The sequence below is a fragment of the Vibrio sp. 1CM24A genome (genome assembly GCF_023161725.1).
In the GTDB taxonomy this organism is placed as follows: domain Bacteria; phylum Pseudomonadota; class Gammaproteobacteria; order Enterobacterales; family Vibrionaceae; genus Vibrio; species Vibrio coralliirubri.
The window spans coordinates 1-12,073 of the sequence record NZ_JALNTS010000015.1; the positions used below are offsets into that span (position 1 = coordinate 1).

At 44.7% G+C, this 12,073-nt stretch carries 10 protein-coding genes and 1 tRNA gene; 9 read left to right on the top strand and 2 right to left on the bottom strand.

The features are described from left to right. The first annotated feature begins 1 nt into the window (after position 1). Positions 2–77 (top strand) — tRNA-Gly (locus MSG38_RS22810). Between the two features lie 632 nt (positions 78–709). Here MSG38_RS22810 and queG read toward each other — a convergent pair. Further along, positions 710–1,870 carry a tRNA epoxyqueuosine(34) reductase QueG gene (gene queG / locus MSG38_RS22815; RefSeq protein WP_048617802.1) on the bottom strand — a complete coding sequence of 387 codons (1,161 nt, stop codon included), beginning with the start codon at positions 1,868–1,870 and terminating at the stop codon, positions 710–712. A gap of 240 nt (positions 1,871–2,110) precedes the next feature. Here queG and tsaE point away from each other — a divergent pair, with 240 nt between their 5' ends. From tsaE to hflC, 8 genes are all read left to right on the top strand, one after another. Continuing rightward, positions 2,111–2,575, top strand: coding sequence for a tRNA (adenosine(37)-N6)-threonylcarbamoyltransferase complex ATPase subunit type 1 TsaE (gene tsaE / locus MSG38_RS22820; protein ID WP_004735870.1), 465 nt, complete (start codon positions 2,111–2,113; stop codon positions 2,573–2,575). Beyond that, positions 2,569–4,284, top strand: a complete 1,716-nt coding sequence (locus MSG38_RS22825) for an N-acetylmuramoyl-L-alanine amidase (protein WP_248369871.1) — start codon at positions 2,569–2,571, stop codon at positions 4,282–4,284. The genes tsaE and MSG38_RS22825 overlap by 7 nt, the downstream gene beginning before the upstream one ends. Before the next feature lie 102 nt (positions 4,285–4,386). Then, positions 4,387–6,567 (top strand): DNA mismatch repair endonuclease MutL, encoded by a 2,181-nt coding sequence (mutL, locus tag MSG38_RS22830; RefSeq protein WP_248402704.1) that lies wholly within the window; start codon positions 4,387–4,389, stop codon positions 6,565–6,567. Between the two features lie 97 nt (positions 6,568–6,664). Then, positions 6,665–7,597, top strand: coding sequence for a tRNA (adenosine(37)-N6)-dimethylallyltransferase MiaA (gene miaA / locus MSG38_RS22835; protein ID WP_248402705.1), 933 nt, complete (start codon positions 6,665–6,667; stop codon positions 7,595–7,597). A 193-nt stretch (positions 7,598–7,790) separates the two neighbouring features. Continuing rightward, positions 7,791–8,054, top strand: coding sequence for an RNA chaperone Hfq (gene hfq / locus MSG38_RS22840; RefSeq protein WP_017059927.1), 264 nt, complete (start codon positions 7,791–7,793; stop codon positions 8,052–8,054). Between the two features lie 44 nt (positions 8,055–8,098). Beyond that, entirely contained in the window at positions 8,099–9,406 is a 1,308-nt protein-coding gene (hflX, locus tag MSG38_RS22845) for a ribosome rescue GTPase HflX (RefSeq protein WP_017059928.1), read from the top strand. Between the two features lie 27 nt (positions 9,407–9,433). Continuing rightward, positions 9,434–10,636 (top strand): FtsH protease activity modulator HflK, encoded by a 1,203-nt coding sequence (hflK, locus tag MSG38_RS22850; protein ID WP_048610697.1) that lies wholly within the window; start codon positions 9,434–9,436, stop codon positions 10,634–10,636. 2 nt (positions 10,637–10,638) lie between these two features. Next, positions 10,639–11,616, top strand: a complete 978-nt coding sequence (gene hflC, locus MSG38_RS22855) for a protease modulator HflC (RefSeq protein WP_050647226.1) — start codon at positions 10,639–10,641, stop codon at positions 11,614–11,616. Between the two features lie 152 nt (positions 11,617–11,768). On the opposite strand, the gene MSG38_RS22860 is transcribed toward hflC, so the two are convergent. Then, positions 11,769–11,957, bottom strand: coding sequence for a DUF2065 domain-containing protein (locus tag MSG38_RS22860; protein WP_010434105.1), 189 nt, complete (start codon positions 11,955–11,957; stop codon positions 11,769–11,771). Between the last annotated feature and the right edge of the window lie 116 nt (positions 11,958–12,073).

Genomic DNA, 12,073 nt, shown 5'->3' on the forward strand with positions numbered 1-12,073 from the left:
TGCGATACTAGCTCAGTTGGTAGAGCGCAACCTTGCCAAGGTTGAGGTCATCGGTTCGAACCCGATGTATCGCTCCAGCTTTCTTCTAAAAAGCTATTAAGACTCTTTAAACCACCGTGTTTTTCTTTAGATCACAGAGTTTAAAGGCGACCTTAAGGGTCACGCTCTTTCTTTAATGCTGCGAAGCATAATCCCCCCAAAAAGCAAATAATCCTCCATCATGGTGGATATTTTTTTGTCTTAAATTTTTCTTAGCAACTGGAATGCTAGTAAACATCAGGTCTCTGAAGCAGATACTTGAGGTTTTTCATATCTATAAACAGACTTATCCACAAAATGTTAGGTGTGGATAACTTGGTTGATAAAGTTATTTCAGTCTTAATTCTTTACATATCCCTAAAAGATCTTTCTTGTTTTCAATATATTAGCTGAATTGTGGTGATCGTAACTTGTTGTTTTTTATCAAGTTGAATGCTTATCTTGAATTTGATAAAAGATCGTTAACTTGTTGTTTTTTGATCTTAATCATTTATCGGTACTGTGTTTAACTTTGTGCGGGTGTCGGAAGTTTACGAGAGTTCTGAATTTTTTCCACATTGTTAGAATTGAGAACAAGGTCAAACATTGTTCTAAAATTATGTGCAACGAGTTGTCTTAAATATTGGACTATCGATGTGGGTGTCGCTGTCAATCCTTGATGCCAAAAGGGCTAGGCGTCTCTTGGTAGCCCTTTCTCAACAATGCGTATCAGTCTGTGCTTTTTGGTGAGGATTTTGCTGTTACTTTTTTGTACACCGTTATCTTCTTGCAGACTGCTAGAGTTGGGTAACTGCTGTAGTTGTTTATTCAAAGCCCACTCTATATGCACATCCAACATATCGTTTTTTCCTTGATGGGATTCCAGCGTTTCAACAATGCGTTGTTGGAATGGTGCATTGCCCATCGCAACAAAGATGTTGCGTAACCACTGGGTGTGGCCGATACGTCTTATTGCTGAGCCTTCCATTTTCTTTAGGAAGGTTGCTTCGTCCCAACTTGAAAGTGAAACCAGATCGGCTTCTTGGAAATCTTCTCTGCGGTGAAAGTCTGTTTGCTCTGTGAGTTCGGCATGACGATTCCACGGGCAAACTAACTGACAATCATCGCAACCGTAGATACGGTTACCAATAGCATCTCTATACTCTTCAGGGATCACACCATCATATTCAATAGTTAAGTACGAGATACATTTTCGCGCATCAACCACGCCATCAGCAATAATGGCACCCGTTGGGCAAGAAGTGATACATGCGGTGCATTTGCCGCACTCATCGACACTGGGTTCATCCGTTGGAAGAGGGATGTTAACCAACAGCTCCCCTAAAAAGAACCAAGAGCCAGCGTCTTTATCAAGAATTAATGAGTGTTTACCTGTCCAACCCAACCCGGCTTTCTGAGCGAGCGGTCTTTCCAAAATAGGTGCTGAATCGACGAAAGGGCGTGAGTCTAAACCCTCGACCTCTTTTTCAATTCTTTGTCCCAGCTTTTTCAACTGGTTACGGAACAATTTGTGATAGTCGCGGCCTAAAGAATAACGGCTGATGTAGCCTTGAGTGGTATCGCTTAGGTTAGAGGCAAACTGAGCTTCTGGTGGTAGGTAATTCATTCGAGCGCTGATCACTCGAATTGTGCCTGGGTGAAGTTCATCAGGACGTGCACGCATCATCCCATGTCGAGCCATCCAATCCATTTCGCCGTGATTGCCAGCATCTAGCCATGCTTGAAGAGGGGCTTCGTGTTCACTTAAGTCAACATCGCAGATGCCAACTTTTTGAAAGCCTAGCTCTTTTCCCCAGATTTTAATTTTTTCAGCAAGATGGTCTAGATTCATGGCTTAATTCTTATTTTCTCTGTTTTACAATTAGAGATAAGGCTAATTAAAATTAGGTTCGGCAAAAATGGGGGCGGATCTTAACGGATCTTAGTGGTGTTGACCAGAACAGACGCGTTTTGAGCAGTATTTTTCATAGAACTTACACTTGAGTGCTTGTCTCCCAAAAGCATCACGGTTTACTATTCTTGTTCTTTTGATTTTTATATAGTCAACGATCGATTTTTAGAGAACGTATTCATGAGCACGAAACAATTTACTTTGAAAGATGAACAAGCAACGATTCAATTAGGAACGGAGCTCTCTAATCTTTGCTCACAGCAGACGACTATTTATCTGCATGGTGATCTTGGCGCAGGTAAAACGACCTTCAGTCGTGGCTTTGTAAAAGCACTTGGCCATCAAGGAAATGTAAAGAGCCCAACGTATACTCTAGTTGAACCTTATCAACTTGCCGATTGGCAGGTGTACCACTTTGACCTTTATCGCCTAGCCGATCCTGAAGAGTTAGAGTTCATGGGAATTCGTGACTACTTTACTCCGGATGCTATCTGTTTGGTTGAATGGCCTGAGAAAGGTTATGGGATGCTACCAGAAGCCGATTTGGATATTGATATTCGTTACCAAGACGATCACCGTATTGTTTCTTTAACCGCTAATAGTGAATACGGACAGCGCTTACTTAGTCAGTTGGAGTTATGTTGATTTCTAAACGCCTTATTTCAACAGTGGCCATGATGGCTGCTGTTTTTTCTATACTGTTTTCTTCACTTGTTTCTGCAAACTCACTGAAAAGTTTAAGGGTTTGGCCTTCTCCAGAAGAAACTCGTGTGGTTATCGACTTAAAATCAGAAGCGGACTTTAGCTATTTCACCCTGAGTAGCCCGAGTCGTTTAGTGGTCGATTTAAAAAATACCAATCTTGCGACTAAGTTACCGGTCGTGGTGAAAGACAGTCCTGTTTTGTCTAAGATTCGTAAGAGCTCACCACCAAACAAAAACACCTATCGCTTGGTTTTTGAATTAAAGAAGTCGTCTAAAGCCGAGTTGTTCAAACTGAGCCCGACTCCGGGTGGTCAGTATGGACACCGTTTGGTGATCGACTTACCTCATGGTGCGGCAAGTAAAGCGACATCGACGCCGAGTAAGCCAACGGTAAGTAAGAACATTAATCAGGTTAAGCGCCAGAAAGACATTCTAATTGTGATTGACCCTGGCCACGGCGGTGAAGATCCTGGCTCAATCGGTCCATCTCGTAAGTATGAAAAAGACGCGACTCTGAGTATTTCTAAGAAGTTAGCAGCTCAACTGAATGCGGTCCCGGGGATCAAAACTCGTATGACTCGTAATGCTGACTACTTTGTGAACCTGAATCGACGTGTTGCGATTGCTCGAGAGAATGAAGCTCACCTGTTGATCTCTATTCACGCCGATGCCTTTACTACGCCTCAACCAAGAGGTGGTTCGGTATTTGTGTTGAATACTCGACGTGCGAATACCGAGATCTCACGCTGGATTGAGAACAAAGAGAAACAGTCAGAATTGCTGGGTGGCAGTGGTGCAGCGTTCACCGGCAATATTGATGATAAGAACGTAAACCAAACCCTACTTGATTTGCAGTTTAGTCACTCACAGAAAGAGGGCTACAAACTGGCAACGGCGATTCTGTCTGAAATGGGTAAGGTTGCGAAGTTGCATAACAGTAAGCCGATTAACACCAGTTTAGCAGTATTACGTTCACCACAGATTCCATCAGTACTGGTAGAGACTGGCTTTATTTCTAATCCGACGGAAGAGAAGCTTCTTTTCCAACGTTCGCACCAAGATAAATTGGCACGAGCAGTGACTAAAGCGGTCGTTAAGTATTTGAAGGCTAACCCGCCTGAAGGGATTATCTTATCTAACGCAACGTCATCAACGGGTAGCGTGAGCCAACATAAAGTCTCTCGTGGCGAGTCTTTGTCTGTGATTGCGAGCAAATATGGTACGTCGACACAGACGTTGATGAAGTTCAACAATCTGAAATCGAGCAGCCTAGCAATTGGCCAAGTACTTAAGATTCCAGGCAGCGCTTCAAGTTCATCATCAAGCAGTGCGGTTAAAACGAAGACCATAACTCACACGGTTAAGTCTGGAGAGTACCTAGGTAAGATAGCCAGCCGTTACAAAGTATTGGTGGCAGATATCAAACGTGAGAATCGCTTGAAGTCTGAAACATTGAGAGTCGGTCAGAAGTTACGTATTACGGTTGAAGTGAAAGATGTTCCTCTGCGTAAACACAAAGTTGCAAGAGGTGATTACCTTGGCAAGATTGCGTCGAAATACGGCGTGAGCGTCAACAGCATTCGCCAAGCGAATAAGCTACGATCTGACAGCCTAGCTATCGGCCAAGTGTTGATTATTCCTCACAAGTAGTCTTGGGAATACTAAGCGGCTTCAGGTATATCAATGTTAAAAAAGAAGAACTAGTGCAAACGTAACAGCGTTTCCATCAATGGCAGTAAGGTAGCTATAAATATGACGATCAAAATACTGCCAGCTCGGTTAGCTAACCAAATCGCAGCGGGTGAGGTGGTAGAAAGACCCGCTTCTGTTGTAAAAGAGTTGGTTGAGAACAGTTTGGATTCGGGTGCCACTCGTATCGATATTGATATCGAGAAAGGTGGCGCTAAGATGATCCGCGTTCGTGACAATGGTAAGGGCATCGTTAAAGATGAGCTTGCCTTGGCGCTGAGTCGTCATGCTACCTCCAAAATCCACACTCTTGATGACCTAGAGGCGATCGTCAGCCTCGGTTTCCGTGGTGAAGCGCTGGCGAGTATTAGCTCGGTTGCGCGCTTAACCATGACTTCACGTCCTGCCACTCAAGATCAAGCTTGGGCAGCGCACAGTGAAGGTCGTGATATGCAGGTCAAACTGCAGCCTGCGGCGCACCCTATTGGTACTTCGGTTGAGGTGTTGGATCTGTTCTTCAATACACCAGCACGCCGCAAGTTCTTACGCACCGAGAAAACCGAATTCACGCATATCGATGAACTGCTTAAACGCATCGCATTGAGCCGTTTCGATGTGACGATCAACCTTCGCCATAACGGTAAAATGATTCGTCAGTACCGTGCTGCTAAAACACAAGTTCAAGCAGAAAAGCGTATCGCTGCGGTATGTGGCAATCCTTTTGTTCGTCATATGCTTAAGATCGAGCTTGAGCACCAAGGTCTAAAACTCCATGGCTGGATCACCACGCCAGAAGGAGCAAGACAACAAAGCGACCTGCAATACTGCTATGTGAATGGTCGTATGATGCGTGACAAGCTGATCAACCATGCGATTCGTCAAAGCTACGAAACCAGTCTGCGTCCAGACCAATTCGCGACGTATGTGTTGTTTATTGAACTTGACCCGCATCAGGTGGACGTGAATGTTCACCCTGCAAAACACGAAGTACGTTTTCATCAAGCGCGTCTTGTGCATGACTTTATTTACCAAGCATTGAGTGATGGTTTAGCACAGAGCAAGCAGATCGATGCTGCACCGATCAATCAGTCGGCTTTTCATCAATCAGAAGTGATTCATCATCAGCAGGATAGTACGAGCTCTGAAGTTGATGGTGTTGCAAGTTTCGCTGAGCCAGAAAGCGTAATGTCTAGCAGTTCGGATCAAAGCCAAGTTTCGGATAGGGTGCGACACGCTATTGAGCAAACGCCTGCCTACCCGAGAAAAGCAGAATCAGAGCACGCTTTTGATAAGCCTCAACACAGTGTTAATGATGCTGGGCGATACTATGCTCCATCAACCAGCTCAAGTTCATCTGCTGGCCGAAGCTCGTCTGCTAGTGAAAGCAGTTTTACCGGTTCTCCTCGCCAAGAGTGGATAGAGTCTCGACCTGAACCTAAAAAAGAGAAAGAGCCACACCAGCATCATGGTGACCCCGCGCCATCTAAGCGAGAAGTGAAAGCCTATAAAGAGCTTCTGAAAACGCCTGATTTTGATGTTCAAGTTGTACAGCCTTCATCTTCTCAAGCGCATGTGGCACCAGTAGATAACGTAGAAAATATAGAAGCTAAGCCTGCTCAACAGAATCCCGTTAACTTGAAGCCAAGAGTACCTGTAACGGACTTGGGTAAAGCGGTCTCGATTGTGGAACGTCAATATCTGGTGATGGGCAATAAGAACGGCAGTGTATTGGTTTCCTTGGCTAAGGCTGAGTTATTGCGTGTTGTTGGTCAGCTTGATACTCGAGGGGGCGCGTTAAAAAGCCAACCACTATTGGTGCCCTTATCGATTAAGCTGGGTAGTGAACTTGTCGAGGTTGCTAAGGCGCTGAGCCAAACTTTGGCATTGCTGGGGATTGAGCTTAAGGCGCGAAACAGCGAGGCGGTAATGGTGATGGGCGTACCTTCTCCTTTGAGGCAGCAAAACTTACAAATTTTGATCCCAGATCTGTTATCTTACGCGGCTTCATTAAACGCTCAGATTGCTGATAATCACACGGCTAATGTTTCTAACGACCTATTGCCATCATTGGTCAACTGGATAGGGATTCAAACGGCACAAGTAAAAAGCGACTACACTTTATCTGAAGCGGTTCAACTAGTTGGGGAACTAGAACAACTTTGGCATGGTCTACTTCCATTAGATGATCCAGAGTTTGTTAATCCTATCGACTTTTCAGCGACTATAGCCGCGTTTACGGTTTAATTTTTTCGCGACGACCTTTGTCTTTTTAGCTGAATACGTCGCGACACAAAGCCCTTTGCTAAAAAGCGCTAAAACAGAGAAGCAAATACAAAATATCATGACTGAAAAATTACCTTTAGCGTTGTTTTTAATGGGCCCAACGGCGTCGGGAAAAACAGATTTAGCTATCCGCTTACGTCAGAAATACCCTGTAGAGATCATCAGCGTCGATTCGGCATTGATCTACAAAGACATGGATATTGGTACCGCTAAACCGGATGCGGAAGAGCTTGAGCTCGCGCCTCATCGCTTGATTGATATTTTGGATCCAAGCGAAGCGTATTCTGCGGCAGATTTTCGTCGTGATGCGATCAATGAAATGAATAAGATTGTAGCGGAAGGCAAAATCCCGTTACTTGTTGGCGGCACAATGCTTTACTACAAAGCATTGTTGGAAGGTTTATCGCCATTACCAGCCGCGGATCAAGAGATTCGTAAGCAGATTGAAGCGGAATCTATCGAACAAGGTTGGCAGGCATTGCACGATCAATTAAGAGAGATAGATCCCGTATCCGCTGAAAGAATACACCCAAATGATCCACAAAGGCTTTCAAGGGCATTGGAAGTTTACCGAATTTCGGGTAAAACATTAACAGAGCTAACTCAAACGAAAGGCGATAGCCTGCCATTTCGTGTAAAACAATTTGCAATAACTCCCAAGGAAAGGACTGAACTCCATCGCCGCATTGAGCTGCGTTTCGAGAAGATGATAGAAGCGGGATTTGAAGATGAAATGAAGGCGTTGTACGCCAGAGAAGATCTTCACCCTGAACTGCCATCGATCCGATGCGTTGGTTATAGGCAGATGTGGGATTATTTAGACGGTAATTGTGATTTAGACGAAGCGGTTTTCCGTGGTGTCTGTGCAACCCGTCAGTTGGCCAAGCGACAAATCACCTGGTTGCGCAGTTGGGATGATTTAACTTGGTTAGATAGCGAAAACATTGATCAAGCGTTAGAAACTCTTTCAGATGCAATAGCATCTGATTAGTATTGCTGTGTATAATGTGATCGCTTTTGCGTGAATATACTCTGGAAAGGATCCGTTATTGAGGCTTTTAAAAAATCACAGCCTTTCAATAACAACGGAGTTTTTTTATTCATTTAGCTCAGATGCAAAGGCCGCACCTTTTTGTGCACCACTAGCTAAATAATTACAACAAAATACAAATAAGGAAAATAAAATGGCTAAGGGGCAATCGCTACAAGACCCATTCCTAAATGCACTCCGTCGTGAGCGCATTCCAGTCTCTATCTATCTTGTTAACGGCATTAAGCTACAAGGTCAGATCGAGTCTTTCGATCAATTCGTGATCTTATTGAAGAACACAGTAAACCAAATGGTTTACAAGCATGCGATTTCTACTGTGGTACCTGCTCGCGCAGTTAGTCACCACAGCGGCGAGCAACGCACGCCATCTGATCGTCCAGAGAAGACTGAAGATTAATCGTTCAATTGATACAGCTTGCGCTGTAATAAGGAGTTGGTTGCTTGTTTGACCGTTATGAATCCGGCGAGCGAGCCGTACTTGTTCATATCAACTTCACGCAAGAGGGAGAATGGGAAGATCTAAGCGAATGTGAAATGCTGGTCTCCTCAGCGGGGGTAGAAACGCTACAAGTGATTACTGGTAGCCGACAATCCCCACTCCCTAAATACTACGTTGGAGAAGGTAAAGCCCTAGAAATCGCACAAGCTGTTCAGCTAACCGGTGCTGAAATTGTGATTTTTAACCACTCCCTCTCTCCTGCCCAAGAGCGAAATCTCGAGCAATTGTGTAAATGTCGTGTGATTGATCGCACGGGTTTGATCTTAGATATCTTTGCACAACGTGCGCGAACTCATGAAGGTAAGCTACAAGTTGAGCTCGCTCAGCTTCGTCATATCTCTACTCGATTGATTCGTGGTTGGACTCACCTTGAAAGGCAGAAAGGTGGTATTGGTCTTCGTGGTCCAGGTGAAACTCAACTGGAAACCGATCGACGTTTGTTGCGTGACCGTATAAAGGCAATACTACGTCGTTTAGCGAAAGTCGCTAAGCAGCGTGAACAAGGACGACGTGCTCGTAATCGAGCTGAAATCCCAACAATTTCTTTGGTTGGTTATACCAACGCAGGGAAATCAACACTTTTCAATCGCATCACAAGTGCTGGTGTTTATGCGGCAGACCAACTGTTTGCAACTCTAGACCCAACACTACGTAAGATTGATTTGGCAGATGTCGGGCCTGCAATTCTCGCAGACACCGTAGGTTTTATCCGTCATCTACCACACGACTTGGTCGCTGCGTTCAAGGCAACATTACAAGAGACGCAGGAAGCTGACATTTTGTTACATGTTGTTGATGCCAGTGATGACCGTTTTCGTGAGAACATTCAGGCTGTTCATGAAGTATTAGAAGAAATTGATGCTCATGAAGTGCCAACCCTTGTAGTCATGAACAAAATTGACTGCATGGAAGACCAAAAACCTCGAATTGAAAGAGACGAAGAGGGCGCACCTCGCGCTGTTTGGGTTTCTGCAATGGAAGGAGAAGGTATTGAACTGCTGTTTGAAGCTTTAACTGAGCGTTTAGCTAGCCAGATGGTTCAATTCCGGTTGTGTATTCCACATCAACATCAGGGCCGTATTCGCAGCTTATTCTTCGAGATGAAATGTATTCAACAGGAAGAGTATGATGAAAATGGTAACTTGTTGATAGATATCCGAATGCAACAAATAGATTGGTCTAAACTTGAAAAAAGAGAAGGGGCGCTCTTAGGTGACTTTATCGTTACCAAAGAGACTGCTACAGTATAACGTCATATCAAATGATGGAGCTTTCTAATGGCGTGGAATGAGCCTGGAAATAACAACAACGGCGATAATAACGGCCGCGATAATGACCCTTGGGGTAATAAAAACAATCGCGGCGGCCGAGATCAAGGACCGCCAGATCTAGACGAAGTGTTTAGTAAACTAAGTCAAAAGTTAGGTGGCAAGTTTGGTAAAAAGGGTGGCAACGGTAACGGGCCATCTATTGGCGGTGGCGGTGCAATTGGCTTTGGTGTCATTGCCGTTATTGCTATTGCTATCTGGTTCTTCGCTGGTTTCTACACCGTTGGCGAAGCAGAAAGAGCAGTAGTACTTCGACTGGGTCAATTCGACCGTATCGAAGAACCTGGTCTTAACTGGCACCCACGCTTCATCGATGAAATCAAAGATGAGCAACTAGTAAACGTTCAAGCGATTCGTTCTCTACGTGCTGCTGGCACGATGCTAACGAAAGATGAAAACGTTGTGACTGTTGAAATGGGTGTTCAATACCGTGTTTCTGACCCATACAAGTACTTGTATCGTGTAACGAATGCAGACGACAGTTTACGCCAAGCAACCGATTCTGCTCTTCGTGCGGTAATTGGTGACTCACTAATGGATAGTATCCTGACAAGTGGTCGTCAGCAGATTCGTCAAAGCACTCAAGAAACGTTGAACCGTATTATTGATAGCTACGACATGGGTATTCTGATTGTTGACGTGAACTTCCAGTCAGCACGTCCACCTGAGCAAGTGAAAGATGCATTTGATGATGCTATCGCGGCTCGTGAGGATGAAGAGCGTTTCGAGCGTGAAGCTGAAGCTTACCGAAATGACATTCTTCCAAAAGCAACAGGTCGAGCTGAGCGTTTGAAGAAAGAAGCGGTAGGTTACTCAGAGCGCACAGTTAATGGTGCTCTAGGTCAAGTTGCTCAATTCGAGAAACTGCTACCTGAATACCAAGCTGCTCCTGAAGTAACACGTAACCGTATGTACCTAGATACAATGGAAAAAGTGTACTCAAGCACATCGAAAGTCCTGATTGATTCTGAATCAAGCGGTAACTTGCTATACCTACCAATTGATAAGCTAGGCGCACAAGGTGGTTCTCAGTCGGGCTCTCGCCCTGCAAAAGCATCATCAACTTACGATCAAATTGAGTTAGAAACTCAAGCGGATCCTAAGCCTAGCACTCAAACTCGTTCAGACAGTTCACGCCAAGGGAGATACTAATAATGCGTAAATTAATGATCCCTGTATTAGTTGTGACGATTGCCCTTCTATTGATGTCACTATTTGTGATTCAAGAAGGCGAACGTGGCATGGTAATTCGTTTTGGTCGAGTTCTCGATGACAACGGCGTATCACGAATCTATGAACCAGGCCTGCACTTTAAACTGCCTATGTTTGATCGCGTAAAAGTACTTGATGCTCGTATTCAAACTATGGATGGCCGTTCTGACCGTTTCGTAACATCAGAGAAAAAAGACGTTCTAATTGATACCTACGCAAAATGGCGCATTGCTGATTTTGGACGTTTCTATCTGAGTACCGGTGGCGGTAATATCATGACGGCAGAAGCACTTCTTGAGCGTAAAGTGACAGATGTTCTTCGTTCTGAAATTGGTTCTCGTGAAATTAAGCAAATCGTGTCAGGTCCTCGTAATAAGGACATCCTGCCAGACTCTGCTGATAGCGAAGTCGTCACAACGGTAGCGGCTGCAGAAGCACTAGAAGTTGATGGCGAACGCGATAAGATCATGGAAAACGTTTTGTCTGGAACGGCAGAAAGTGCGATGGCTGATTTAGGTGTTGAAGTTGTTGATTTCCGTATGAAGAAGATTAACCTTCCTGACGAAATCAGTGAATCTATCTACCGTCGTATGCGTGCAGAACGTGAGTCGGTTGCTCGTAGACACCGTTCTCAAGGTCGTGAGAAAGCGGAAGTTATCCGTGCTCAAGCTGAGCTAGAAGTGGCAACAGTTCTTGCTGAAGCTGACCGTACAGCTCGAATCACTCGTGGTGATGCGGATGCAGAAGCAGCGAAGATCTACTCTGATGCGTTCAGCAAAGATGCTGAGTTCTACGGCTTCATGCGTTCATTGCAAGCTTATGAGACATCATTTAGCGACAAGAGCGACATTCTAGTACTGGATCCGAAGACAGACTTCTTCCAATACATGAATCAAGCAAGCGGCGCTCCAGCAAAATAAGCTGATGCGTTAGCGAATGCTTAGCTCAATAAGCAAAATACGTTAAAACTTAAAAGGCTCCCATTGTGGGAGCCTTTTTGTTTTCTATGCGTTGAATATTGACCATTGAATCTTCGAGGGAGATTGAGTAACAGCTCCGTGCTTTGGAAAACCTAACGGTAGGTCATGAAAGCGATAACCGCTCCAGCCACTACAAGACAGCCTCCAATGCGGCGCAGTTGCGTGTCTGGTTGCTCGCTCAGTTGTGCGACCATGTTTCTCCAGCCATTGGGTGCAATCAAGGGGCCGAGCCCTTCAACAATAAGTACGAGCCCAATAGCGAGCCAAATTGATTGAGACATGGTTCTGCCTTTTGTCTGTAAAAAAGCAATGATATCAGTATCTTTACACATCTGCCCCCAGTTATAGCTGGTTTATTTTTGTACAGCGTTAACGTTTATGAACAAAAAGTGACTGC